This window comes from Amycolatopsis plumensis, from assembly GCF_042652605.1.
Lineage (GTDB): Bacteria > Actinomycetota > Actinomycetes > Mycobacteriales > Pseudonocardiaceae > Amycolatopsis > Amycolatopsis plumensis.
This window is the reverse complement of the sequence record NZ_JBHSJY010000001.1, coordinates 6,062,460-6,087,957: the sequence shown is the minus strand read 5'-3', so window position 1 is coordinate 6,087,957 and position 25,498 is coordinate 6,062,460. Positions and strand designations below refer to the sequence as shown.

Sequence of the window (25,498 nt, the reverse complement as noted above, 5' to 3'; positions counted from 1 at the left end):
GATGTGAGTGTCCCCGCCGTCGAGATCACCGGGCTGGTCAAAAGCTACGGCTCCACCCGCGCGGTCGACGGCCTCGACCTGCGCATGGAGCGCGGCAGCCTGCTCGCCCTGCTCGGCCCGAACGGGGCCGGCAAGACCACCACCGTCGAGGTCTGCGAAGGCTTCCTTCGCCCTGACAAGGGCTCGGTGCGCGTGCTCGGCCTCGACCCGGTCCGCGAGTCGGCCGCGCTGCGCCCCCGCATCGGGATCATGCCCCAGGGCGGCGGCGCGTACCCGGGCGTGCGGGCCGACGAGATGCTGCGGCTGGTGGCGTCCTGCGCGGCGACCCCGCTGGACCCGGCGTGGCTGCTGGAGGTCCTCGGACTGGCCTCGGTGCGCCGGACGCCGTTCAAGCGCCTCTCCGGCGGGCAGCAACAGCGGCTTTCGCTGGCGTGCGCCCTGGTCGGGCGGCCGGAGCTGGTGTTCCTCGACGAGCCGACGGCGGGCATGGACCCGCAGGCCCGGCGCCTGGTCTGGGACCTGCTGGGCGCGTTGCGCCGCGACGGCGTCTCGGTGCTGTTGACCACGCACCTGATGGAGGAGGCCGAGGCGCTGGCCGACACGGTGGTGATCGTGGACCACGGCAAGGTGGTGGTGTCGGGAGCACCCCAGTCACTGACGACGGACGAGACCGGCAACGCGGGGCTGCGCTTCAAGGCCCGCACGCGCCTCGACACGGCGTTGCTGACGGCGGCGCTGCCGGAGGGATACGCGGTGCGCGAGTCGGCGCCGGGAACGTACACGGTGGTGGGCTCGGTCGACCCGCAGGTGGTGTCGACGGTGACGGCGTGGTGCGCGCAGCAGGGCGTGCTGCCGGAGGAACTGCAGGTCGGCAAGCGGACCCTGGAAGAGGTCTTCCTGGAGCTGACCGGACGGGAGCTGCGGGCGTGACTTTCGCTCCGGGGACTTTCACACCGGCGCCCGGCCGGGGCTCGCTGGGCCGGATGCTGCGCACGCACGCGCGCGTCGAGGTCAGCTTGACGTTGCGCCACGGCGAGCAGGTGCTGCTGACGCTGCTGATCCCGCTGGCGCTGCTGATCGGGCTGTCCCTGCTGGACATCCTGCCGGCGTCGTCGCTGGGCCCGGTCCCGCGGGTGGACTGGATCACCCCGCGGATCCTGGCACTGGCGGTGATGTCCTCGGCGTTCACCGGCCAGGCGATCGCGCTGGGCTTCGACCGGCGCTACGGGGTGCTGAAGCGCCTTTCGGCGACGGCGTTGCCGCGCTGGCTCCTGGTGGCCGGCCGCCTTGCGGCGGCGTTGGTGGTCGTGGTGCTGCAGTCGGTGATCATCGGCGTGGTGGCGGCGTTCCTCGGGTGGTCGCCATCGGTTTCCGGGCTTCTGTCGGCGGTTCTGCTGCTGATGCTGGGAACGTTGGCGTTCGGCGCGCTGGGCGTCCTGCTGGGCGGGGCGTTGCGGGCGGAAGCGGTGCTGGCTTTGGCGAACATCGTCTGGTTCGTGCTGCTGCTGGCGGGCGGGATCCTGGTGGCGCCGTCGTCGCTGCCTTCGGGGCTGGCCCGCGTGGTGGAGCTGCTGCCGTCAGGCGCGCTGGCGGAAGGGATGCGGGCGGCTTTGGTCGATGGGGCTTTCGCGCCCGGACCCATGCTGGTCTTGGCCGTGTGGGCGGTCCTGACGGGCGGGCTGGCTTCGCGGACGACGAAACTCACCTGACCACTTGTCCCCATGGCGCCGCCGGTGTGGACAACTCGGCCGCCGCAACGGGTTTCGGCCGGTTTTGTCGCCTGCCGCCGATAGACTGGTCACGGGGACGGCCCCCCAGGGAGGGTGGGCGCCGGTCTTCGTGACCTAGGTCCCTTGCAGGATCGCCGCAGATCTGGGCGTCCGGGCCTGCCGAAAGCGCGTTTTCCGCGCGCTCTACCATCGATGCCGTGCCGTTCACCAGCCTCGTCGCCCGTCTGCCGTTTCCCTCCGCCGCCGTGCAGCGGGCCGTCGGGATCGCCGCGGTCCTCGCGCAGGCGCTGATCGGCGTCACCGGCTCCATCGTGCGCGTCACCGGGTCCGGGCTCGGCTGCCCGACCTGGCCCCAGTGCGTGGCCGGCAGCCTCGTCCCGAAGCACGACTCGGGGATCGACGCGCTCAACCAGTGGATCGAGTTCGGCAACCGGCTGCTGACCGGCGTCGTCATCATCGTCGCGGCCATCGCCGTCCTCACGGCGTGGCGTGTGCAGATCGACCACCCGGAGCGCAAGCGCCTGGTCAAGCTGGCCTGGACGATGCCCGGCGGCGTGGTGCTGCAGGCCGTCGTCGGCGGGCTCACCGTGCTCGCGAAGCTGGAGTGGTGGACCGTCGCGATCCATTTCCTCGCGACGACCCCGCTTGTCTGGCTGGCCGTGCTGCTGCTGCGCGCGTTCCGCGAAGGCGACGAAGCCCCGCGGCTGCTGGTCCCGCCGGCCGGCCGCACGATCCTGGTCCTGCTCGCCGTCGTGATGTGGCTCGTGCTCGCGGCGGGCACCACGGTCACCGGCGCCGGCCCGCACAGCGGCGACATCAACACCCATCGCCTCGACGCCCCGGTCGAGGCGCTGGCCCAGGTCCACGGCGGGCTGCTGGTGCTCTACCTGCTGCTGCTCGCGGTGTTCGGCCTCCAGCTGCTGCGCATCGGCGCCCCGAAGAGCCTCTGGCAGCGCTACACGGCGGTCTGGGTGGTCGCGGTCGCGCAGGGCAGTCTCGGTTCGCTGCAGTACGCGCTGGGCGTGCCGGAGGCGATGGTGTCGTTCCACGTCCTGGGCGCGATGGCGGTCATCATCGCGACGGCGACGCTGTGGACCGGCAGCCGCGACCGCGGCCCGGTGACATCGCTGACAGCGGCGCCCCGGGAGCTCACGGCCGCCTGACGGCAACGCGGGCTTCACTCCGCGTCGGCGTGCGCGACCCGGCCGTGTATTACTGTTCGCGCCATGACGTCGCGCACCGCGCCCAAGCCGCTGATCTCCCACCGCCGCGGCACCGGCGAGATGATCGTGCTCAAGACCTTCCTGCTGGTGCCGTTCGCGGCCCTGCTCATCGCGGTCCCGCTGGTCTGGGGCTGGGGCATGAGCTGGATCGACCTGATCCTCGCGGCGGCGTTCTACGTGTTCGCGACGCTCGGGGTCACCGTCGGCTTCCACCGCTACTTCACCCACGGCGCGTTCAAGGCGTCGCGGCCGCTGCGGGTGGTGCTGGCCATCGCGGGCAGCATGGCGGTGCAGGGCTCGGTGATCTTCTGGGTGGCCAGCCACCGCCGCCACCACGCGTTCGCCGACCGCGAGGGCGACCCGCACTCGCCGTGGCTGTTCGGCACCTCGCCGTCGGCACTGCTGAAGGGCTTCTGGCACGCGCACATGGGCTGGATGTTCGGCCGCGAGGTGACCAACGCCGACCGCTTCGCCCCGGACCTGGTGGCGGACGCGGACGTCCGCTGGGTGAACCGCTACTTCTGGCTGTGGATCACCCTGAGCCTCGCCCTCCCGGCCATCCTGGGCGGCTTGATCTCGTGGTCCTGGTGGGGCGTGGTGACGGGCTTCTTCTGGGCGGGCCTGGTGCGGATCGCGTTCCTGCACCACGTGACGTGGTCGGTGAACTCGGTCTGCCACCTGATCGGCGAACGGCCGTTCGCCAGCCGCGACAAGGCGGCGAACTTCTGGCCGCTGGCGCTGCTGTCGATGGGCGAGTCGTGGCACAACTCCCACCACGCCGATCCGACTTGTGCGCGGCACGGGGTGCTGCGGGGACAGGTGGACGTGTCCGCGCGGGTGATCTGGGCGTTCGAGCGGCTGGGCTGGGCGACCGACGTGCGGTGGCCGCGCGCTGAACGGCTGGCCGCCAAGCGGGCCTGAGTTCAGCACTTCCTCTCACCCACGGTAGCATGATCTTGCAGAGAGTGAGCTGCGCATCGAACAAAAATACATAGAGGAGAGCACGTGGTGCACCACGATCACGTTGGCGGAGGCGGCGGCGAAGGCGGCGGCAACACCGGCAACTGAGGACTCTCCAGGGAAGGATGAGCCACGTTGGCGCAATGTGGCTTCATTCTTTTCACCCCCGAGGCCAGCTGAAGGCGATCCCGTACTCTTCCCGCGGGTGGCAGCACCCCTCGAACGTGTGCTGCACGAAGCCATCGCCGACCTCGAGCAGGCGTGGACTGCCCGACGGAGGCCGGTGCAGGCGTTCCACCTCGAGCTGTTCCGCGTACCACCAGCAAGCTTCGGGCAGGCTCTCCTCCTGGAAGTTGACCCGGATGGTCAGTCCGCCTCGCGCCACCCCGTGGTGATCGACCTGAACGCTGATCCACCTCCGCTCTTCGTCCAGACGCCCGTCAGTCGCCTCGGAGACGAAGCTGTAGGCCTCGTTCACCCGCAGCTTCCGCCGGAAGCGGAGCTTGGCCGAGCCGGGATCACCGGATGTGGCGATCAGCCGGCAGTTCCACAGGGCCTTCACCGGAATGTCGGCAACGTTCCCCGTCCACCCGGTCAACGCGTGAACGACGTACCCGTCGACACCGTCCCGGCGGGCGACGACGTCCCGTTCCGTGATGCGGCGTAGCGCCGTCCGGCGGTGCATGACGACCGTGACGATCATCCGCTCGACGAACACCGGCTGCGCGCCTTCGGAAGGCGTACGGCACCCGTCCGGAGATTCGCCGCCGGGTGGTGTTTCCGCGGTGGCAGACCGCCCGATCTCCACGTAGGGCCGCCAATCTTCGCCCTCAAGGTGCCCCAGCTTCCCCGCCACGGCGGCAGCGAGCATTTCGAGCGCGCCGGCCCAGGCCTTGTTCATCGGCGTGTTGGACAGCGGCTTCCGTTCTCCGAAAAGACCACGAACTTCGGCCAATTGGCCGAATCGATCGCCGAGATTCGCCGCCCACGTCGTACTGCCGTCCGGAATCGGCGGGAGCCGGAACGCGGCCAGCAAGACGAAATGCTCCCGTGGTTCCACCACCGACCCCAGCTTGGCGATTTCGTCGACGATCAGGCCCCAGATCGCCCAAGCACGCTGCTCCGGCGTCGCCCTCGGCACCGAGGCGGTCGGGTCGACCAGGCAGCCGAGCGAAGACCCGGAACCGCTCGACGAAGATTCCGCCGCGCGGCAAAGCGCGCCGATCAGGTCTCCGTCCCGGCGCCTGGCCAGTGACCCCAACGCGGCCTTTGCGGGCGACTCCTCGAGAACCCCCGGCAAAGATCGACAATCCGGGGAAAAGTCCGACACGAAGAAACACCTCCGCACCACCAAAGATCATTTCCGGTCCCGGCCTTCACGAGCCACGCTTGCACGAAGGCGTACTAGTACACCATAGAGAGGGATAGTACGGTGGGCAAAGAAAAGGACGATTCCCGGGCGCTCGGAAAATTGATCAAAACCGGCCTGGCCGGCATCGGCGGGCTCTACCTGGTCACCGGCTCCCTGGCCGTGACCGCGATCGGCGCCGTTGTCGCGCTCGTCCTGGTAGCCGCGCAGGCGGCCCGGTGACTACGCCAGCTGCTGCCGCACCGCCGAGGCGAACCGCATCGGCGCGCCCGGGTCCGTCTGCCGGAAGCCCAGAGACGGCTCCGTCAGCTCCAGCTCCAGCAGCAACGGCTTCCCGTCCGCCCCGCGCACCAGGTCCACCCGCGCATACAGCAGCTCGGCCCGCAGGATCCCCAGCAACGCCGAAGCCGCGTCCAGGACGTCCTCCGCCAGCGCCACGGCGTCCGCGGGCGGCGCAGCCGGGGCCAACTCCTCGGCCAGGTACAGCCCGGAGGAATCCATAGTGGACCCCAGCATCGCGCCCTTCGTGAAGGCGTGGGAATAGACGCCGCCCAGGTACACCAGAGCCAGCTCGCCGTCAGTGTCCACACTGGACTGGTAGGGCTGGATCAGCGCGGTGTGGCCCTCGGCGTGCAGCGACGCCACGTGCGCGGAAGCGTCGGCACCCGAAGCGAACCGGGCCGCGCCGCGGGAGCCCGCGCCCACCGCGGGCTTCACCACGAACTCCGACGACGGGAATGACGGAACAGAGTCCGGCGGGACCAGCGAGGTCGGCACCACCGCCACACCGGCGTCCAGCAGCTCAACCAGGTACGACTTGTCCGTGTTCCACCGCACCACGGCCGCGGAGTTGTACAGCGACGGCACCGACTCGCACCACGCGAGGAACTCCGGACGCCGAGCCGCGTAATCCCAGGTCGCGCGCAGGATCACCGCGTCCGCCGAGGCGAAGTCGAACGCGGAATCCCAGGGCGCCCACGAGACCGAAAAGCCCAGCGAAGTCAACGCGGGCACGACGGCGTCGTCGTCGCCGTCACCCGTGGGGAGCTCTGCGCAGCTGACCAGGACCGCGGTGCGGCTCACCGGCCCGCCATCTTGCGGCGGTGCTCCGGGCCGATCTTCGTCTGGTTCACCGTCTCGGCGTCCCACGTCGCCGGCGCCAGGTCCTCGACCGCCTCGACCAGCGCCTCGCCGGTCGCCACCGAGGGCACCACCACGTCGCCGAGGGCACCGTCGGCGCCGACCAGGACCACCCGGGCGCCGGCCCGGCCGATGTTCTCCACCACCGCGCGGGACGGCTTGCCGTGCGCCTTCACGAACTTGCGCGCCGCGGCCAGCTGGGCACTGGTCGGGGGAACGACAATGTCTTCTGCAGTCACGTCCCGAACCATACAGCGGAGCGAAGCTCCTCCGTTGAGGGTGGCGGCGGGGAGGAAGGCGGAGCAAGAACCCGCCGGAACGCGGAACAGCGTGGCCTCGGCCATAGTTGCACCCGGGAGAACCCGACCCTAGGAGGACGCATGCCCACCGCAGTGCAGGTGACGAAGACCGGCGGCCCGGAAGTGCTCGAACCGGCCGAAGTGGACGTCCGCGCCCCGCAGGACGGCGAACTCCTGGTCGACGTCGCCGCGGCCGGGGTCAACTACATCGACACCTACCAGCGCCAGGGCATCTACCCGATGGAGCTGCCGGTCGTGCTCGGCCTCGAAGGCGCCGGCACGGTCGTGGAGGCCGCCGACGGCACCGGGTTCGCGCCCGGCGACCGGGTGGCCTGGCAGGGGTCGATCGGCAGCTACGCGGCCCGCAAGCTCGTCCCGGCGTCGGTCGCGGTCAAGGTCCCCGAAGGCGTCTCCCTCGAGACGGCCGCCGCGACCATGCTGCAGGGCATCACCGCGCACTACCTGGTCGCCTCGACCTTCGAGGTCAAGCCGGGCCACGACGTGCTGGTGCACGCGGCCGCGGGCGGTGTCGGCCTGCTCCTCGTGCAACTGGCGAAGGCGCGCGGCGCCCGCGTCATCGGCACGGTGTCGACCGAGGAGAAGGAGAAGCTCGCCCGCGAAGCCGGCGCGGACGAGGTCATCCGCTACGACCGCGAGGACTTCGCCAAGCTCACCCGCGAGCTGACGAACGGCGAGGGCGTCGACGTCGTCTACGACGGCGTCGGCAAGGACACCGTCGACGGCAGCCTGGCCAGCCTGAAGGTCCGCGGCCTGCTCGCGCTCTTCGGCGCCTCCAGCGGCCCGGTCCCGCCCCTGGACCCGCAGCGCCTCAACTCCGGGGGCTCGCTGTACCTGACCCGCCCGACGTCGGTGCACTACACGCGCACGCGTGAGGAGATCGACTGGCGTTCGAAGGAGCTGTTCGACGCCATCCTCGCGGGTGAGCTGAAAATCCGCATCGGCGGCAAGTACCCCTTGGCCGACGCCCGCAAGGCCCACGAGGACCTACAGGGCCGCCGCACCACCGGCAAGCTCCTGCTCATCCCCTGACCCAAGCGCCCCAAGGCGGCCTTGGGTGCGTCTCACGCACCCAAGGCCACATTGGGCGTTGAGGACTCAGGCGGAGGCGACGGAGACGGCGTCGGTGACGAAGACCAGCGTCTCGTTCGGCTTGATGCCGTTGCCGCCCTCGCGGTACGCGAGGTCCGGCGGGATGATCAGCAGCCGGCGGCCACCCTGCTTGATGCCCACCAGGCCCTGGTCCCAGCCCGGGATGACCTTGCCCGCGCCGAGGACGAGGTCGAACGGCTTCTGGCCGAACGAGCTGTCGAGCACCTGCTTGTCCGACCAGGTCACCAGGTGGTAGTTCATCTGGAGCTTCTGGCCGGCCTGCGCGCCGTCGCCGGTGCCCTCGGACAGGTCCTTGGTGACCAGCTTCTTCGGCGGGTCGCAGTCGTCCGGGATGGTGATTTCGGGCTTTTCGCCGAACTTGCCCGTCGTCTTGATGTCGTCCGCCGTGCACTCGCGGCCCTTGCTCTGGGTCGACGGCGCGGCGCTCGACGCGGGGACGGACGGGCCCGCCGGCGGAGCGGCCGTCTCGGTTTTGGGGTCCTGGCCGCACGCGGCCAGCGACAGCGCCGCCACGGCGACGACCACGAACTTCCCGATCTTCTGCATGCGGGGCACCCTAGCCAAGCACGGAGAGTGCCGGCACGTCGTCACCCGTGGCGACCACGCCGAGCCGCCGGGTAGCGCGCGTCAGGGCCACGTACAGGTCGTTGAGCCCGCGCGGCGACCCCGCGACGACCTCGTCCGGCGCGACCAGCACCACCGAGTCGAACTCCAGGCCCTTCGACCGCTCGACCGTCAGGACGCTCAGCCGCTCGTCGAACGGGCGCAGCAGCGCCGAGACCGCGTCGAAGCGGCCCGCGGGCACCAGGACCGCCACCGTGCCACCGTCCACTTCGGACAGCTCGCGCGCCACCAGGTCCGGCAGTTCCGCCGCCAGGTCCGCGGGACGCACCGACCACGGCGGCACCCCGGTCTCCCGCACCGAGGACGGCGCCGAGAGCGAGGGCGAAACCTCCGCGAGCACCCGCGCCGCGACGGCCATGATCTCGGCGGGCGTGCGGTAGTTCACGGTCAGCTGCTCCAGCCGCCAGCGGTCCTCGACGTACGGCGAGAGCACCTCGCCCCACGACCGCGCGCCCCCCGCCGCGCCGGTCTGGGCCACGTCCCCGACCAGGGTCATCGACCGGTTCGGCGTGCGCCGCATGAGCAGCCGCCAGTCCATCGCCGACAGCTCCTGGGCCTCGTCGACGATCACGTGCCCGAACGTCCAGGTCCGGTCCTGCGCGGCCCGCTGGGCGGCGGTCAGCTCGCTGCGCGCCTGCTGGCGTTCGGCGAACAGCTCGGCGTCGAGGACGTCGGAGACGCGCAGCAGTTCCTCGTCGATGATCTCTTCGTCCTGCTCGAGGATGTCGAGCACGCCCTCGGCGTACGCGCGGTCCTCGCGCTCACGGCGTTTGCGCTCGACGCGCGCCTCGGTGTCGTCGACGCCGATCAGCTCGGCGAGCTCGTCGAGCAGCGGCACGTCCGCGGGGGTCCAGCGAGCGTCGCGGCCGCTTTCCAGCAGGGCGCGCTCCTCGGGCGACAGCAGCTTGCCGGCGGCGGCGTCGAGGCGTTCGCGGTCGGCGAACAGGTCGTCGAGCACGCCTTCCGGGGTCAGCACCGGCCACAGCGCGTCCAGAGCGGCGGCGACGTTCTCGTCCGCGGCCAGCTCGGCGCGGATGTCGGCCAGGTCCTGGCCGTCGAGGAGGTCCTCCCCCAGCTTGCGGGCGGCCTGGCGGGTCAGCGCGTCGAGGACGTCGGAGACGAACAGGCGCCGCGCCGGGTTGTGCGGCCGCCGCGAACGACGGGCCCGGGTGCGGGCGTCGGTGCACGTCTTGCGGTCCAGGCGCAGCACGTCGTGCTCGTACTCGATCTCCATGACCGGCTCGGGCACGCGCTGGCGGTCGCGCACGGCGTTCGCCAGCACTTCGGCCAGCACCAGCCGCCCCTTGACCTCGGCCGCCTCACGCGACTCGACGCCGTCGGCGGTCAGGCCGGGGTAGAGCTGGCCGATGGTGGCGAGCAGCACGCCGGTCTCGCCGAGCGAGGGCAGCACCTGGCCGATGTAGCGCAGGAACGTGCTGTTCGGGCCGACGACGAGCACACCGCGGGTGGTGAGCTGCTGGCGGTGCGTGTAGAGCAGGTAGGCGGCGCGGTGCAGCGCGACGGCGGTCTTGCCGGTGCCGGGACCGCCCTGCACGACCATGACACCGCCGAGCGGGGCGCGGATGATGCGGTCCTGCTCGGCCTGGATGGTGGCGACGATGTCGCTCATCTCGCCGGTTCGCCGCTGTTCGAGAGCGGCCAGCAGCGCGGCTTCGCCGGCCAGGCCGAGGTCTTGGCCCTGGTCGGCGGCGGTGAGGTCGAGGATCTCGTCGTCGAACCCGGTGACCTTGCGGCTCAGCGACCGCAGGTGCCGACGCCGGCGCACCCCTTCGGGAGAAGCCGCGGTGGCCAGGTAGAACGGCCGCGCGACGGGCGCCCGCCAGTCGACCAGGAGCGGCTTGTAGTCGTCGTCCTCGTCGAACAGCCCGAGACGGCCGATGTAGGTGGTTTCCTCGGCGCTTTCGGGGACGAAGTCGAGCCGTCCGAAGGCGAGGCCCTGCTCGACGGAGCCGAGCTGGGCGAGCCGGTCGGTGTAGAGCGTGGTGGCGACGTCCCGCTCGGTGCGGGCCTGCGGGGTGCCCCCGGTCTGCCGCAGCGTCTCGTCGAGGCGGCGCTGGGCTTCGAGGCGCTCGGCGTCGAGCTTCGAGTAGAGGGTGGTGACGTACGCCTGCTCGCGGGCGAGCTCGGCGGAGAAGTCGTCCGAAGACAAAGATCCTGCTTTCGCCTCAAGGAAAAGAGCCAACGAAGTGTAACGGCGACCGCCGCGCGATCATTCCGTCCGCAGGTCGCAGTAGGGAAAGACCTCGGCACCCGTAACGCCACCGGGCAGCACCTTCTCCCCCGCCGCGCAGGACACGTTCGCGGGCGGCAACTGTTCGCCGCCGGTGATTCGCCCGTCCGAGGCACGGAACAACACCGCGGCGCCCCGGCTGGTCAGCGCCCGGCAGTTCCCGGAGCGGTAGCGAACGCCGCCGGGCACTACGTCGGCGGTCACCGGTGTGAAGCCGCCCAGGGCTTCCGGCGCGATCCAGACGACCGGACCGACCGCGGGGCCGTCGAGCACGACCCCGGCCCGCTGCCCCGGCAGCAGCACCGGCACCTCGACCGTCCGGGCCTCGGACGTGACGACGATCCGGTACGCGGCGAGGGTGCTGGTGTTCTCCAGCACAGCCGCGCCGGGCCCCTGTTCGGCGACGCGGACGGAGCCGCCGTCGGGGGCCGGTCCGGGGAGCGCGGTGATCCGTTTCGGGATGGTGCAGCCGCCGGTGAGCAGGGTCTCGTCCAATGCGGGCAGCTTCCCGCGACCGAGGAGGACCAGCAGGCCCAGGACGACGACCGCGGCGACCGCGGTCCCGATCCGTCTCAGAGCCGGATTCAGAACGGCAGGCCGAGCGTGGGCAGGCCGATCGCCGAGTCCACCGCCAAGGCCACGAACACGATCATCAGGTACGTGTTCGACCGGTGGAACAGCGCCATCGGCTTCGTCTCTTCACCCCGCCGCACCGCCGCCTGCAGGCTGTGGGCGTAGAAGAGGAACCAGCCGCCCGCCAGGATGGCGAACGTGCCGTACAGCCAGGACGTCACCGGGAGCAGCAGGAGCGTCCACGCCACCATCACCCACGAGTAGATGACGATCTGGCGGGCGACGTGCTGGGCGGTGGCGACCACCGGCAGCATCGGGACGCCCGCGCGCTCGTAGTCGTCGCGGTACTTCATGCCCAGCGCCCAGGTGTGCGGGGGCGTCCAGAAGAAGATCACGCCGAACATCACGAACGCCGGCCACTGGACCGTGCCGGTGACGGCCGCCCAGCCGATGACCACCGGCATGCAGCCCGCCGCGCCGCCCCAGACCACGTTCTGTGACGTGCGCCGCTTGAGGCCGAGCGTGTAGACGAAGATGTAGAACAAGATCGTCGCGATCGCCAGGACGGCCGACAGCAGGTTCACCGTGAGGTAGAGCACGGCGGCCGACGCGACGCCCATCACCAAGCCGAAGATCAGCGCGCCGCGGCGGGGCACCGAGTCCTTGACCAGCGGGCGGCGCTTCGTGCGGTTCATCACCTTGTCGATGTCCGCGTCGATCACGCAGTTGAGCGCGTTCGCGCTGCCCGCGGCCATCGTCCCGCCGACCAGCGTGGCCAGCACCAGCCACGGCGACGGGATCTGACGGCTGGCGAGGAACATCGCCGGGATGGTGGTCACCAGCAGGAGCTCGATCACCCGGGGCTTGGCCAGCGCGGCGTAGGCGCCGACGACCCGGCGGAGGCTGCGCCGCTCACCGTGCGGTCGTTCACCGGTCGGGTGCACGGCGCTGGTGTCTTCACTGCGTCCGTGCGCAGCGTTCACCGGCGACATTTCACTCCCTGCGTCAGGTTCGGGCGGGACCAGTCCGGGTAGCCGAAGAACCAGCCTTACTGAACCCTCGAACGATGTTAGACGTGGTGAATCCCGTGGGTGATCGCGGGTCCTCGACCGGCCCAAGCACTAGGCTGGCCGCGACGGGCCGCGATTGCCCCTGCGCATGGCCGCGAGCAGGAATATCGTCCCTTCGGGATCGATTGAGATAAGTAGCCGCGCGTACGGGTAACCGGAACGAGGAAGACCAGCCGCAACCATCATGACCGGGAGTTGGAGTTCAGTGTCCGAAACCGCCACTACCAGCGAGAACAACCCACTCCTCCGGCGTAACGTCCCCGCCGACTGGACCGACACCGACACCCGCGCCGTGGACACCGTCCGGGTGCTGGCCGCCGACGCCGTGGAGAACTGTGGCAGCGGCCACCCCGGCACCGCGATGAGCCTGGCGCCGCTGGCCTACACGCTGTTCCAGCGCACCATGCGCCACGACCCGAACGACCAGCACTGGCCGGGCCGCGACCGGTTCATCCTGTCGGCCGGCCACTCGAGCCTCACCCTGTACATCCAGCTGTTCCTCGCCGGCTACGGCCTCGAGCTCGAGGACCTCAAGCAGCTGCGCAAGTGGGGCTCGAAGACCCCGGGCCACCCGGAGTACCGCCACACCGACGGCGTCGAGACCACCACCGGCCCGCTCGGCCAGGGCCTGGCCAACGCCGTGGGCATGGCGATGGCCGCCCGCCGCGAGCGCGGCCTGCTGGACCCGGACGCCGCGCCCGGCGAAAGCATCTTCGACCACTTCATCTACGTGATCGCCTCCGACGGCGACATCGAAGAGGGCGTCACCTCCGAGGCCTCGTCCATCGCGGGCCGCCAGGAGCTGGGCAACCTGATCGTCTTCTACGACGACAACAAGATCTCGATCGAGGACGACACCAACATCGCGCTGTCCGAGGACACCGTCGCGCGCTACGAGGCCTACGGGTGGCACACCCAGGTCGTCGAGGGCGGCGAGGACGTCGTCGCGATCGAGGAGGCCATCAAGGCCGCCAAGGCCGAGACGCAGCGGCCGTCGTTCATCGCGCTGCGGACCGTCATCGGCTACCCGGCCCCGAAGAAGATGGGCACCGGCAAGGCGCACGGCGCCGCGCTGGGCGGCGAAGAGGTCGCCGCGGTGAAGAAGATCCTCGGCTTCGACCCGGAGCAGTCGTTCCAGGTCGAGGACGACGTGCTCAAGCACACCCGCCAGGCGGCCGAGCGCGGCCGGGCCGCGCACGCCGAGTGGCAGGAGAAGTACGAGGCCTGGGGCCAGGCCAACCCGGAGCGCAAGAAGATCGGCGACCGGATGGCCACCCGCACGCTGCCCGAGGGCTTCGCCGACAACCTGCCGAAGTGGGAGCCGGACGCCAAGGGCATCGCCACCCGCAAGGCCTCCGGTGAGGTGCTCAACGCCCTCGCCGAGCCGCTGCCGGAGCTGTGGGGCGGCTCGGCCGACCTGGCCGAGAGCAACAACACGACGATGAAGGGCGCCGACTCGTTCGGTCCCGAGAAGGCCGCCACCGACATGTGGCAGGCCAACCCGTACGGCCGGACGCTGCACTTCGGCGTCCGCGAGCACGCCATGGGCTCGATCCTCAACGGGATCGCGCTGCACGGCGGCACCCGCCCGTACGGCGCGACGTTCCTCATCTTCTCCGACTACATGCGCCCGCCGGTCCGGCTGGCCGCGCTGATGAAGGCGCCGGTCACCTACGTGTGGACGCACGACTCGATCGGCCTCGGCGAGGACGGCCCGACCCACCAGCCGATCGAGCAGCTCTCCGCGCTGCGCGCGATCCCGGGCCTCAACGTCGTCCGCCCGGCGGACGCCAACGAGACCGCGTACGCCTGGAAGGCCGTGCTGGAGGACACCGACCACCCGTCGGGCCTGGCGCTGACCCGCCAGAACGTGCCGGTGCTCGAGGGCACCAGCGCCGAGGGCGTCAAGAAGGGCGGCTACGTCCTGGCCGACAGCGACGGCACCCCGGACGTGGTCCTCATCGCCACCGGCTCCGAGGTCCAGCTCGCCGTCGAGGCCAAGAAGACCCTGGACGCCGACGGCGTCAAGGCGCGGGTCGTGTCCATGCCGTGCGTCGAGTGGTTCGACGCGCAGGACGCGGCCTACCGCGAATCCGTCATCCCGGCCGGCGTGAAGGCCCGCGTGTCCGTCGAGGCGGGCATCGCCCAGTCGTGGCACCGCTTCACCGGTGACGCCGGGGTGAACGTTTCGATCGAGCACTTCGGTGCCTCCGCCGACGCGGCCACACTGTTCCGTGAGTTCGGGTTCACCGCGGAAGCCGTCGTCGAAGCCGCCCGCCGCTCGATCCAGAACACCAAGAATTCCTGAAGGGGATGACATTCATGAGCAACGACAAGCTCGCCGCGTTGTCCGAAGCCGGTGTCTCGATCTGGCTCGACGACCTCTCCCGTGAACGCCTGAACACCGGCAACCTCGCCGACCTGATCCGCGACAAGCACGTCGTGGGCGTGACGACCAACCCGACGATCTTCGCCAACGCGATGTCGAAGGGCGACGCCTACGACGAGCGGACCCGCGAGCTCGCCGCCCAGGGCGCCGACGTCGAGGCGACCATCCGCGACCTGACCACGACCGACGTGCGCAACGCCGCGGACCTGTTCCGCGACATCTACACCGCGACCAACGGCGTCGACGGCCGCGTCTCCATCGAGGTCGACCCGCGCCTGGCCAAGGACACCGAGAAGACGGTGGCCGAGGCGAAGGACCTGTGGAAGACCGTCGACCGGCCGAACGTGCTGATCAAGATCCCGGCCACCGAAGAGGGCCTGCCGGCCATCACGAAGACGCTGGCCGAAGGCATCAGCGTCAACGTCACGCTGATCTTCTCCGTCGAGCGCTACAAGAAGGTCATCGAGGCCTACTTCGCCGGCCTGGAGCAGGCGAAGGCCAACGGCCACGACCTGCGCGGCATCCACTCGGTGGCGTCGTTCTTTGTCTCCCGCGTGGACACCGAGGTCGACAAGCGCCTGGAAGCGATCGGCACCGACGAGGCACTGGCGCTGCGCGGCAAGGCCGCGGTCGCCAACGCCCGCCTCGCCTACGCCGCCTACGAAGAGCTCTTCGCCACGGACCGCTGGAAGGCCCTCGCGGCCGACGGCGCCAACGCGCAGCGCCCGCTGTGGGCCTCGACCGGCGTGAAGAACCCGGACTACTCCCCCACGCTCTACGTCGACGACCTGGTGGTGGCGAACACCGTCAACACCATGCCGGAGAAGACCCTCGACGCCGTCGCCGAGCACGCCGACCTCCAGGGCGACCGGGTCAGCGGCCACGGCAAGGACGCGCAGAAGGTGTTCGACCAGCTGGAAGCGGTCGGCATCGACATCACCGACGTGTTCCTGACGCTGGAGAACGAGGGCGTCGAGAAGTTCGAGAAGTCGTGGACCGAGCTCCTGGACACCGTGAACGGGCAGCTCGAGCAGGCGAAGGGCTGACGCACGACATGACGACAGGCGAAAAGACCGGCGTCGAGATCGTGGACGCCGCACTGGCGGAGCGGGCCGCGCCGCTGGCCGAACAGCTGGTCGCCGACCAGGCTGCTTCGAAGCTGGCGGCGCAGGACGCGACGCTCTGGGGGCCGGACGCCGAATCCGAGGCGTCGATCCGGCTGTCGTGGACGACGCTGCACAAGTCGTCGCGGCCGCTGATCGGCGAGATCGAGGCGCTGCGGACCGAACTGCGGTCCGAGGGCGTCGACCGGGTCGTGCTGGCCGGCATGGGCGGCTCGTCGCTGGCGCCGGAGGTGATCACCGCGACCGACGGCGTCGCGCTGACCGTCCTCGACACCACCGACCCGGGCCAGGTCGCCGACGCGCTCGCCGGCGACCTCGAGCGCACGGTCATCGTGGTGTCGTCGAAGTCGGGCGGCACCGTCGAGACCGACAGCCACCGGCGGATCTTCGCGAAAGCGTTCGCCGACGCGGGCATCGACGCGGCGCGGCGGATCGTGGTCGTCACCGACCCGGGCTCGCCGTTCCAGCAACTGTCCGAAAAGGAGGGTTACCGCAAGACCTTCCTGGCCGACCCGCACGTGGGCGGCCGCTACTCGGCGCTGACCGCGTTCGGGCTCGTCCCGGCCGGCCTGGCCGGGGCGGACGTGGCCCGGCTGCTCGACCAGGCCGCTTCGGTGGCCGAGGAGCTCGCCGCGGACTCGGCGGACAACCCGGCGGTCAAGCTGGCCGCCGCGTGGGCCGCCGCGCACGAGGCCGGCGCCGAGAAGGTCGTGCTGGCCGACACCGGCTCCGGCATCAAGGGCTTCCCCGACTGGGCCGAGCAGCTGATCGCGGAGTCCACCGGCAAGCAGGGCACCGGCCTGCTGCCGGTCGCGGTCGAGAGCCCGGAGGCGGCCGGCTTCGCCGACGCCGGCGACGACGCCACGGCCACCGCGGTCGGCAGCCCGCAGGGCGCGGCCAAGATCGCCGTCACCGGCTCGCTGGGCGCGCAGTTCCTGCTCTGGGAGTTCGCCACCGCGCTGGCCGGGCGGCTGATCGGGATCAACCCGTTCGACCAGCCCGACGTCGAGGCGGCCAAGAAGGCGGCCCGCGCGCTGCTGGACGACCCGGAGAAGCTGAAGGGCGGCGAGGAACCGTCCAACGTGGACGGTCCGGTCGAGATCTTCGGCAGCGACGGGGTTTCCACCGAGGGCAGCCTGACCGACGTGCTGCGCGCGTTCTTCGCTTCGGCGCCGGACGCGGGCTACATCGCCGTGCAGGCCTACCTCGACCGGCTCGACGACGCGTCGACGTCCCTACTGCGTGGCGAGATCGCCAAGCGCACCGGGAAGCAGACGACGTTCGGCTGGGGCCCGCGGTTCCTGCACTCCACCGGCCAGTATCACAAGGGCGGGCACCAGAACGGCGTCTTCCTGCAGCTCACCGGCGCGGTCGAGCAGGACCTCGACGTGCCGGACCGGCCGTACACGCTGGGGCAGCTGCAGCACGCCCAGGCCCTCGGCGACGGGCAGGTGCTCGCCGAGCACGGCCGCCCGGTGCTGCGCCTGCACCTGACCGACCGGGCCGCGGGCCTCGCGGCCGTCGTCCGCGCGGTACAGGAGGGTGGCGCATGACCTGGCACAACCCGCTGCGCGATCCGCGGGACAAGCGGCTCCCGCGGATCGCCGGGCCGTCCAGCCTGGTGATCTTCGGCGTCACCGGCGACCTGGCCCGCAAGAAGCTGATGCCCGCCATCTACGACCTGGCCAACCGCGGCCTGCTGCCCGCGGGCTTCTCGCTCGTCGGGTTCGCCCGCCGCGACTGGGAGCACCAGGACTTCGGCGAGCTCGTGCACGACTCGGTCAAGGAGCACGCGCGGACGCCGTTCAAGGAGTCGGTGTGGAACCGGCTCGCCGAAGGCATCCGGTTCGTCCAGGGCACCTTCGACGACGACGAGGCGTTCGACCGGCTCGCGAAGACGGTCCGCGACCTCGACGAGGAACGCGGCACCGGCGGCAACACCGCGTTCTACCTGTCGATCCCGCCCGGCGCGTTCCCGGTGGTGACCAAGCAGCTGGCCCGCTCCGGGCTGGCGAACGCCGACGACAAGACCTGGCGGCGCGTGGTCATCGAGAAGCCCTTCGGGCACGACCTGAAGAGCGCCGAAGAGCTCAACGCGATCGTCAACGACGTCTTCCCCGAGGAGTCGGTGTTCCGCATCGACCACTACCTCGGCAAGGAGACGGTGCAGAACATCCTGGCGCTGCGCTTCGCCAACCAGCTGTTCGAGCCGATCTGGAACGCCAACTACGTCGACCACGTGCAGATCACCATGGCCGAGGACATCGGCCTCGGCGGCCGCGCGGGGTACTACGACGGCATCGGCGCCGCCCGGGACGTCATCCAGAACCACCTGCTGCAGCTGCTGGCTTTCACCGCGATGGAGGAGCCGCTGTCGTTCGAGCCGCGGGCCCTGCGCGCGGAGAAGATCAAGGTGCTCTCGGGGGTCACGCCGGTCGGGCCGCTGAGCAAGACGACGGCGCGCGGGCAGTACGCCGGCGGCTGGCAGGGCGGTACGAAGGTGCCCGGCCTGCTGCAGGAAGAGGGCTTCGCGAAGGACTCGAAGACCGAGACGTACGCGGCGGTCACCCTGGAGGTGCAGAACCGCCGCTGGGCCGGGGTGCCGTTCTACCTGCGCACCGGCAAGCGGCTCGGCCGGCGCGTCACCGAGATCGCCGTCGTGTTCAAGCGGGCGCCGCACCTGCCGTTCGACTCGACGTCGACCGAGGAGCTGGGGCAGAACGCCCTGGTCATCCGGGTCCAGCCGGACGAGGGCATCACGCTGCGGTTCGGCTCGAAGGTGCCGGGGACCACGATGGAGGTCCGCGACGTCACCATGGACTTCGGCTACGGCCACGCGTTCACCGAGTCCTCCCCCGAGGCCTACGAACGCCTGATCCTGGACGTCCTGCTCGGCGAGCCGTCGCTGTTCCCGGTGAACGAAGAGGTCGAGCTCTCCTGGAAGATCCTCGACCCGATCCTCGACCACTGGGCGAAGGAAGGCGCGCCGGAGCAGTACGCGCCCGGCACGTGGGGCCCGGCGTCCGCCGACGAAATGCTGGAGCGCACCGGCCGGAAATGGAGGCGCCCGTGATCATCGACCTGCCGTCCACCACGACTTCGGCACTCAACAAGAAGCTGGTGGAGATCCGCGAACAGGGCGGGCAGGTCGCGCTGGGGCGCGTCCTGACGCTGGTGATCGTGGCCGACGACGACGCCAAGCTCGAAGAGGCCATCGAGGCGGCCAACGGCGCGAGCCGCGAGCACCCGTCGCGGGTGATCGTGGTGGCCAAGGGCGCCCGCACGGCGGCCCCGCGCATCGACGGCCAGATCCGGGTCGGCGGCGACGCCGGCGCGAGCGAGGTCATCGTGCTGCGCCTGTACGGCCCGCTGGCCGCGCAGGGGCAGAGCGCGGTGGTGCCGCTGCTGCTGCCGGACGCGCCGATCGTGTGCTGGTGGCCCGGGGCCGGCCCGAAGGACCCGGACAAGGACCCGCTCGGCGAGCTGGCCCAGCGCCGGATCACCGACTCGGCCGCGGAGAAGAACCCGGTCAAGGCGCTGACCACGCGGGCGAAGGCATACACCGAGGGCGACACCGATCTGGCCTGGACGCGCCTGACGCACTGGCGCGCCCAGCTCGTCTCGGCGCTGGACCTGCCGCCGTACGAGAAGGTCACCGGCGCGACGGTGACCGGTGAGGCCGATTCGCCGTCGACCGAGCTGCTGGCCGCCTGGCTGGCCGAGTACCTGAAGGTGCCGGTCAAGCGGGTCAAGAGCTCGGGCGCGGCCGGGATCATCTCGGTGACGCTCGACCGGAAGTCGGGCCCGGTGGAGCTGCACCGCCCGGACGGCCGCGTGGGCACGCTGACCCAGCCGGGCCAGCCGACCCGCCGGATCGCCCTGCAGCGGCGCAGCACCCAGGACTGCCTGGTCGAGGAGCTGCGCCGGCTCGACCCGGACGAGGTCTACGAAGCGGCCCTGCAGGGGCTGCACAAGATCACGTCGGGCACGAACGGCAAGACCGGGGCACCCCCCAAGGCCGACGTGACGTCGCCGGCCGCGGCGGCCGGTTCGGCTGCTTCGGGCGCGGCCAAATGAGCAAGACGGAAGTGGTCGTCTACGCGAACCAGGACCTCCTGGCGGCCGCGGCGGCGGCCCGCCTCGTGACGCGGCTGGTGGACGTCCAGGCGGCCAAGGGGTCGGCATCCCTGGTGCTGACCGGCGGCGGCACGGGCATCGCGGTGCTGTCGGAGCTGCGGGCGTCGTCGGCGCGCGACGCGATCGACTGGTCGCGGCTGGACATCTACTGGGGTGACGAGCGGTTCGTCCCGGCGGATTCGGATGAGCGGAACGAGAAGCAGGCCCGCGAGGCACTGCTCGACCACGTGCCGCTGGATCCGAAGCGCGTCCACGCGATGGCGCCGTCGGACGGCGAGTTCGGTTCCGACGTGGACGCTGCTGCGGCGGCCTACGCCTCGGTGCTGGCGTCGCAGGCGGGGCCGGAGGACCACGGCGACGTGCCGTCGTTCGACATCATGCTGCTGGGCCTCGGGGGCGAAGGGCACACCGCGTCGGTGTTCCCGGAGTCCCCGGCGGCGTACGAGACCGAGCGGTCGGTGGTGGCGGTGCGCAACTGCCCGAAGCCCCCGCCGACCCGGATCTCGTTGACGCTGCCGGCTCTGCGCAGGGCGCGGGACGTGTGGCTGATGACGGCGGGCGAGGCCAAGGCGGACGCGGTGGCGCTGGCGCTGGCGGGCGCGGGGGAAGTCCAGTTGCCGGTGGCCGGGGCTCGAGGGCACCGGCGCACGCTGTGGCTGCTGGACCGCGCGGCGGCGGGGAAGCTGACGAAGGTGTACCAGCCGCCGACGGCTTGAGTGGTGCTCGGGGAAGGCCCTCTGCTTCGGCAGGGGGCCTTCGCTCGTTGAGGCGGATATTGCTTGAAGCGGGCGAGCATCCCGGCTCACCGCGCTTGCACCGCCCGCCACCCCGCTCGAAGCAGGCATCCACCCTCGCCGTGCTCCGACCGCCGCCCGCCGCGCAGCGAGCATCCCTACTCGCTGCGCTCCCACCGCCACCGGCGCGAAGCGAACATCCCCGCTCGCCGCGCTCCGACCGCCCCGGCGCAAAGCGGGCGGACCTGGCCGCGCGCCCCCTTACTCCGTGCGCCAGCCGCGCTGCAGGCAGGCGAAGATCTCCTCCGCCGCCCGGCGGGGGTGCTCGTGCGCCTGGATCAGCTCGCGGGAGGCCAGCGCGAACCGGGCGAGGGCCGCGCACGTCACGTCGTCCTCCGGGGCGCCCATCTCCTCCGCGATCGCACGGGCCAGCGCCGTCTCGTGGCGCATCCACATCCGCCTGGCGTAGTCGCGCAGCGCCGGCTCGTTCTCGATCAGCCGCAGGAACTCGCCGCTCGGCGCGCTTTCGGCGAGGCGCAGGATGTGCTTGCGCAGCGCGTCCACGACCGAATGCCCCGGCGGCCGCCCGTGCACCGCGAGGACCAGCGCCGCCTCGATGTCCTCGTCCTGGTCGAACACCAGGGCTTCCTTGCTCGGGAAGTACTTGAACAGCGTCGTCACCGAGACGTCCGCGGCGTCCGCGACCTCCTTCACCCCGACCTTGTCGTACCCGCGGGCGAGGAACAGCTCCAGCGCGGCGTCGGCCAGGGCCTTCCGGGTCTGCGCCTTCTTGCGCTCCCGGCGTCCGATCACTTCCGTCATGCCCCGAAGTCTAACTCACTTAAAAAGTTGAGTCATTGCACTTTTTGAGTCGTTATGATTTCTTAGTGACATGACCTTCTCTCGCATTGCCATCGCCGGCGCCGGCCTCGGCGGGCTCGCCTGCGCCCGCGTCCTGCAGCTCCACGGCCTCGACGTCACCGTCTTCGAGCAGGAACCCGCGCCCGATGCGCGTCCGCAAGGCGGGACGCTCGACATGCACGCCGACACCGGCCAGGTCGCCCTTCGCACGGCCGGCCTCCTCGACCGTTTCCGCACCTTGGCCCGCCCGGAGGGCCAGCAGATGCGCGGCGTCGACCCGCACACCGGCGAGGTGGTCCTCGACGAAGCCCCCGACGGCGACTCCCGGCCCGAGATCGACCGCGGCCAGCTCCGCGGCCTCCTCCTCGACTCCCTCTCCCCCGGCACCGTCCGATGGGGACAACCGATCGTGGAAGCGGCCCCCGGCGCCCGGGTGACGTTCGCCGACGGCGGCAGCGCGGAGTTCGACCTGGTCGTCGGCGCGGACGGCGCGTGGTCCCGCGTCCGCCGCGCCCTGACCGGCGTCTTGCCCGAGTACAGCGGCGTCACGTTCGTCGAGTTCGGTCTCGACGACGCCGACCGCCGCCACCCGGACCTGTCCGCGCGCACCGGCCAGGGCACGCTGATGACGAAGGCCGACGGCAAGGCGCTCATCGCCCAGCGCACCAGCACCGGCCACATCCGCTGCTACGCCACCTTCTACGCCCCCGAAGACTGGGCCACCGAGCTCGACTTCGCCGACGCGGCGGCGGTCCGGGCGCACCTGCTCGAGCGCTACGCGGGCTGGCACCCGGACCTGCTCGCGTACCTGCGCGAGCACGACGGCGGGTTCGCGCACCGGCCACTGCACGTCCTGCCGGTCCCCCACGCCTGGACGACCACCCCGGGCCTCACCCTGCTCGGCGACGCCGCACACCTGATGCCGCCGCTCGGCGTCGGCGCGAACCTCGCCCTGCTGGACGGGGCCGAACTGGCGACCGCGCTGGCCACGGCATCCACCGTCGAGGAGGCGGTGCGGGCATACGAGGCCGGCATGCTGCCGCGGTCGATCGAGATGGCGAAGGCCTGCGCGTCCGGCCTGCACGACCTGCTGAGCGACGACCTCCGGTCCATGGCGGCCTGAGAACGTGCCCCAAAGGCGACCACACGTGGGTAACATGATTCCCACGATGTGGTCGTCTTGGTGCACGCTGGGAAACAGCACTCACACAATGGGTAGCGCCCGTCGTCGAACATCCCCCGGACGGCCCAGCCGATTACGGAATCCGGACGCCGGAGCACCGACTGCGGGTGAAACTAACCGTCTCCGTAGGCCACCTCGTTAGCATCCGCACATTTGTCGGCCGCTGCGCGTCCCGATCGGGCCCTGAGCGCCTCTCACCAACAAGTCCACAAGACGAATGGGGTCGCCAGCGATGAGTACAGAGGGACTCTCGATTCCAGGCATCTCGATCGCCGGCTCGGGGCCATCGGCCGCCGAGCGGGTCCGCAAGCGCGGGGTGAGCCTGTTCGGCTCGGTGCCCCGCCCCGCTGTGGTCACGTTCGCCATCGAGGCGGCCGCGGTCATCCTGGCCGTGCTCGACGTCTGGCTGGTCATTCCCGAGAAGGCCCAGCCGTACTCCATCTGGCTCTCCGGCGCGGCCTGCCTCGCGGTCGTGTTCCGGCGGAAGTTCCCGTTCCTCGCCGTGCTCGTCGCGGTCCCCGGCTTCCTGGCCGGCTGGGCCCAGCTCGCGTCGATGATCACCCTCGGCATGCTCGCCACCCGCCGTCAGCTGCACTGGCAGACCTGGGTCGGCGCGGCGCTGGTGTGGACGTGCCGGTTCGTGCAGTGGCCGCTGGAGGACTTCGCCGAGCTGAGCTGGCGCGAGCACATCCTCGACGGCATCTACGGCGTCCTGGTCGCCGGCATGCCGATCGCGATCGGCCTGCTCATCGGCGCGCGCACCGAGGTTTCGAACAAGCTGGCGGAGCTGGCCACGAGCCGCGACCGCGAGCGCCGTTTCCACGCCGACGCCGTCCGCGCCGAGGAGCGCGCCCGGCTGGCCCGCGAAATGCACGACGTCGTCTCCCACCAGATCACGCTGATCGCCATGCAGGCCGGCGCGCTGCAGGCCCAGACGACCGACGACCGCGCGCAGGAGACCGCGCAGGTCATCCGCACGTTGTCCAAGCGGACCCTGGAGGAGCTGCGTTCACTGCTGAGCGTGCTGCGCGCGGGCCCGGACGACGACGGCCCGCGCCCGGGCATCAACGACCTCGACCGGCTGATCCGCACGTCGGAGGTGCCGGTGCACCTGTCGGTGGAGCACCTGCCGGAGGCCCTGCCCAACCAGGTGTCGGCGGCGGCGTACCGGACGGTGCAGGAGTGCTTGACCAACGTCCACAAACACGCCCCGGGCGCGACGGCGACCATCCGCATCCAGGGTGAGCACGGCGCGCTCAAGATCGAAGTCCGCAACGAGCGGGCGAACCGCCCGGCGGAGGGATTGCCCTCGGGCGGCCACGGCTTGACGGGGCTGGCCGAGCGGGCCCGCCTCCTGGGCGGAAGCTTCGAGACCTCGGGAACCGAGGACGGCGGCTTCCGGGTGCGGGCGCGATATCCGCTGGACCGCTGACCTCCGGCCCCCGGTATCCAGCTTACCGGCGACCACCGACACTTCCGGATCGCCGGATGCCGCGACCGGAATCTTCCGCTCGCGGCTTCTCCGGACCGGAAATTGTCGGTGGGTGCCGATAGCGTGGAAATCGGGGGCTGCTCAGCACCGGACGGCGGTGCCCGCAGAGCCATCTCGCGTGACTGGCGGCGCATCTCGCGTGACTGCAGAGGCATCTCGCGTGATTGGCCGGGCATCTCGCGTGACTGCAGAGGCATCTCGCGTGATTGGCCGGGCATCTCGCGTGATCAGAGGGGCATCGCGGTGATGCCCGTTCAGTCACGCGTGATGCCCCGGGGAGCACGCGTGATGCCTCGCTGGACACGCGTGATGCCTCGAGAAGCACGGGTCGGGCCTGGTTGAGCGCGCGAAAAGCCACCTCGAGGGGGTCCGCATCCCTCGGGGTGGCTTCCAGCAGGAACCGCTAGAGGATTTCCCGGCGCTTGCGCAGGCGGTCGAGCGCCTCCGCCAGGATGGCCTCGCCGTCGGCGTCGCTGCGCCGCTCCTTCACGTAGGCCAGGTGAGTCTTGTACGGCTCGGTCCGCGGCGCGGCCGGGGGGTTCTTCTCGTCCTGCCCACCCGGGAGCCCGCAGCGGGGGCAGTCCCACTCGTCGGGAATCTCCGCGTCGAGCGCGAACGACGGCCGGGCCTCGTGCCCGTTGGCACACCAGTAGGAGATGCGGCGGCGCGGCGCCGACTCTCCCCGTTCCGATTCGCCCGTAGGACCGGCACCCACCCGGGTGCCCCGAATCGCGTTACCGCCAACCATGAATCCTCACACCTAGGAATCGGCGGCGCGCCCCCCAATAGGCACGCCGAATCGCTGCGCCCCGCCGTCTCGACCCGGTCGCGGCCGACGACGGAACGCCGGACGCCTCACACCTTGAGCAGCAGACCCAGGCCCACGATGCTGATCAGCCAGACCGCGCCCAGCAGCAGGGTGATCCGGTCGAGGTTCTTCTCGGCCACGCTCGACCCGGCCAGGCTCGACTGCATCCCACCGCCGAACAGCGACGACAGGCCACCGCCCCGGCCACGGTGCAGCAGCACGGCGACCACCAGCAGGACGCTGGAGACGATCAACAGGATTTGCAGGAACAGCTTCATGTCATCCTCTGGGCTCTAGGAGAATGCAGGGGTACGGCATGGTCGTTTCCGACCACCACCGTACCCCTGGACTCGTCCACTGCTGTGTGACGGACCGGATACACAGGCTACCCGGTCGTGGC

Annotated in this window: 24 protein-coding genes; 14 read left to right on the top strand and 10 right to left on the bottom strand. The window is 70.9% G+C overall.

Features of this window, described 5'->3' with window-relative positions; genetic code table 11:
* The first annotated feature begins 3 nt into the window (after positions 1-3).
* From ACFPLC_RS29745 to ACFPLC_RS29730, 4 genes are all read left to right on the top strand, one after another.
* Positions 4-930 (top strand): ABC transporter ATP-binding protein, encoded by a 927-nt coding sequence (locus tag ACFPLC_RS29745; protein WP_378190726.1) that lies wholly within the window; start codon positions 4-6, stop codon positions 928-930.
* Positions 931-983: 53 nt separating this feature from the next.
* Positions 984-1,709, top strand: coding sequence for an ABC transporter permease (locus ACFPLC_RS29740; RefSeq protein ID WP_378190920.1), 726 nt, complete (start codon positions 984-986; stop codon positions 1,707-1,709).
* A 218-nt stretch (positions 1,710-1,927) separates the two neighbouring features.
* Positions 1,928-2,893, top strand: a complete 966-nt coding sequence (locus ACFPLC_RS29735) for a COX15/CtaA family protein (RefSeq protein WP_378190728.1) — start codon at positions 1,928-1,930, stop codon at positions 2,891-2,893.
* Between the two features lie 63 nt (positions 2,894-2,956).
* Entirely contained in the window at positions 2,957-3,874 is a 918-nt protein-coding gene (locus ACFPLC_RS29730) for an acyl-CoA desaturase (protein WP_191314217.1), read from the top strand.
* A 199-nt stretch (positions 3,875-4,073) separates the two neighbouring features.
* Here ACFPLC_RS29730 and ACFPLC_RS29725 read toward each other — a convergent pair whose 3' ends face one another.
* Complete coding sequence (locus tag ACFPLC_RS29725) at positions 4,074-5,243, bottom strand: hypothetical protein (protein WP_378190731.1); 1,170 nt, start codon at positions 5,241-5,243, stop codon at positions 4,074-4,076.
* Positions 5,244-5,345: 102 nt separating this feature from the next.
* Here ACFPLC_RS29725 and ACFPLC_RS29720 point away from each other — a divergent pair, with 102 nt between their 5' ends.
* Complete coding sequence (locus ACFPLC_RS29720; protein WP_378190733.1) at positions 5,346-5,504, top strand: hypothetical protein; 159 nt, start codon at positions 5,346-5,348, stop codon at positions 5,502-5,504.
* Here ACFPLC_RS29720 and ACFPLC_RS29715 read toward each other — a convergent pair whose 3' ends face one another.
* Both ACFPLC_RS29715 and ACFPLC_RS29710 read right to left on the bottom strand, forming a co-directional pair.
* Entirely contained in the window at positions 5,505-6,365 is an 861-nt protein-coding gene (locus tag ACFPLC_RS29715) for an ATP-grasp domain-containing protein (protein WP_378190734.1), read from the bottom strand. It lies immediately after the preceding gene.
* Complete coding sequence (locus tag ACFPLC_RS29710) at positions 6,362-6,673, bottom strand: hypothetical protein (protein WP_378235966.1); 312 nt, start codon at positions 6,671-6,673, stop codon at positions 6,362-6,364. Before ACFPLC_RS29710 ends, ACFPLC_RS29715 begins: the two co-directional genes overlap by 4 nt.
* A gap of 129 nt (positions 6,674-6,802) precedes the next feature.
* On the opposite strand from ACFPLC_RS29710, the gene ACFPLC_RS29705 reads away from it, so the two are divergent.
* Entirely contained in the window at positions 6,803-7,771 is a 969-nt protein-coding gene (locus ACFPLC_RS29705) for a quinone oxidoreductase family protein (protein WP_378190738.1), read from the top strand.
* 66 nt (positions 7,772-7,837) lie between these two features.
* Here the strand turns inward: ACFPLC_RS29705 and ACFPLC_RS29700 are convergent, their stop codons facing one another.
* From ACFPLC_RS29700 to ACFPLC_RS29685, 4 genes are all read right to left on the bottom strand, one after another.
* A complete protein-coding gene (locus ACFPLC_RS29700; protein ID WP_378190740.1) occupies positions 7,838-8,398 on the bottom strand; it encodes an FKBP-type peptidyl-prolyl cis-trans isomerase in 561 nt (186 codons plus the stop codon).
* Positions 8,399-8,408: 10 nt separating this feature from the next.
* The gene (locus ACFPLC_RS29695; protein ID WP_378190742.1) at positions 8,409-10,646 is read right to left on the bottom strand and encodes a HelD family protein; all 2,238 of its coding nucleotides are present in this window, start codon (positions 10,644-10,646) and stop codon (positions 8,409-8,411) included.
* A gap of 60 nt (positions 10,647-10,706) precedes the next feature.
* On the bottom strand, positions 10,707-11,222 hold the full coding sequence (locus ACFPLC_RS29690; RefSeq protein WP_378190744.1) for a hypothetical protein: 516 nt from the start codon (positions 11,220-11,222) through the stop codon (positions 10,707-10,709).
* A gap of 89 nt (positions 11,223-11,311) precedes the next feature.
* On the bottom strand, positions 11,312-12,292 hold the full coding sequence (locus tag ACFPLC_RS29685; protein WP_378190747.1) for a heme o synthase: 981 nt from the start codon (positions 12,290-12,292) through the stop codon (positions 11,312-11,314).
* 283 nt (positions 12,293-12,575) lie between these two features.
* Between ACFPLC_RS29685 and tkt the strand changes: the two genes are divergently transcribed.
* From tkt to pgl, 6 genes are read left to right on the top strand one after another with little or no spacing between them, the layout of a single operon-like run.
* Positions 12,576-14,678, top strand: coding sequence for a transketolase (gene tkt, locus ACFPLC_RS29680; protein ID WP_378190749.1), 2,103 nt, complete (start codon positions 12,576-12,578; stop codon positions 14,676-14,678).
* A 14-nt stretch (positions 14,679-14,692) separates the two neighbouring features.
* Positions 14,693-15,805 carry a transaldolase gene (gene tal, locus ACFPLC_RS29675; protein ID WP_378190751.1) on the top strand — a complete coding sequence of 371 codons (1,113 nt, stop codon included), beginning with the start codon at positions 14,693-14,695 and terminating at the stop codon, positions 15,803-15,805.
* A gap of 8 nt (positions 15,806-15,813) precedes the next feature.
* The gene (locus ACFPLC_RS29670; RefSeq protein WP_378190753.1) at positions 15,814-17,436 is read left to right on the top strand and encodes a glucose-6-phosphate isomerase; all 1,623 of its coding nucleotides are present in this window, start codon (positions 15,814-15,816) and stop codon (positions 17,434-17,436) included.
* On the top strand, positions 17,433-18,956 hold the full coding sequence (gene zwf / locus ACFPLC_RS29665) for a glucose-6-phosphate dehydrogenase (RefSeq protein WP_378190755.1): 1,524 nt from the start codon (positions 17,433-17,435) through the stop codon (positions 18,954-18,956). The genes ACFPLC_RS29670 and zwf overlap by 4 nt, the downstream gene beginning before the upstream one ends.
* A complete protein-coding gene (gene opcA / locus ACFPLC_RS29660; protein ID WP_378190757.1) occupies positions 18,953-19,960 on the top strand; it encodes a glucose-6-phosphate dehydrogenase assembly protein OpcA in 1,008 nt (335 codons plus the stop codon). Before zwf ends, opcA begins: the two co-directional genes overlap by 4 nt.
* Positions 19,957-20,736, top strand: a complete 780-nt coding sequence (gene pgl, locus ACFPLC_RS29655; RefSeq protein ID WP_378190759.1) for a 6-phosphogluconolactonase — start codon at positions 19,957-19,959, stop codon at positions 20,734-20,736. The genes opcA and pgl overlap by 4 nt, the downstream gene beginning before the upstream one ends.
* 279 nt (positions 20,737-21,015) lie before the next feature.
* On the opposite strand, the gene ACFPLC_RS29650 is transcribed toward pgl, so the two are convergent.
* Positions 21,016-21,576 (bottom strand): TetR/AcrR family transcriptional regulator, encoded by a 561-nt coding sequence (locus ACFPLC_RS29650; RefSeq protein ID WP_191314231.1) that lies wholly within the window; start codon positions 21,574-21,576, stop codon positions 21,016-21,018.
* 70 nt (positions 21,577-21,646) lie between these two features.
* On the opposite strand from ACFPLC_RS29650, the gene ACFPLC_RS29645 reads away from it, so the two are divergent.
* Together ACFPLC_RS29645 and ACFPLC_RS29640 are read left to right on the top strand one after the other, a co-directional pair.
* Positions 21,647-22,738 (top strand): FAD-dependent oxidoreductase, encoded by a 1,092-nt coding sequence (locus ACFPLC_RS29645; RefSeq protein ID WP_378190761.1) that lies wholly within the window; start codon positions 21,647-21,649, stop codon positions 22,736-22,738.
* 292 nt (positions 22,739-23,030) lie between these two features.
* A complete protein-coding gene (locus ACFPLC_RS29640) occupies positions 23,031-24,230 on the top strand; it encodes a sensor histidine kinase (protein ID WP_378190763.1) in 1,200 nt (399 codons plus the stop codon).
* Positions 24,231-24,693: 463 nt separating this feature from the next.
* Here ACFPLC_RS29640 and ACFPLC_RS29635 read toward each other — a convergent pair whose 3' ends face one another.
* Together ACFPLC_RS29635 and secG are read right to left on the bottom strand one after the other, a co-directional pair.
* On the bottom strand, positions 24,694-25,038 hold the full coding sequence (locus ACFPLC_RS29635) for an RNA polymerase-binding protein RbpA (RefSeq protein WP_043788280.1): 345 nt from the start codon (positions 25,036-25,038) through the stop codon (positions 24,694-24,696).
* Positions 25,039-25,145: 107 nt separating this feature from the next.
* Positions 25,146-25,376 (bottom strand): preprotein translocase subunit SecG, encoded by a 231-nt coding sequence (gene secG, locus ACFPLC_RS29630; protein ID WP_003071471.1) that lies wholly within the window; start codon positions 25,374-25,376, stop codon positions 25,146-25,148.
* Between the last annotated feature and the right edge of the window lie 122 nt (positions 25,377-25,498).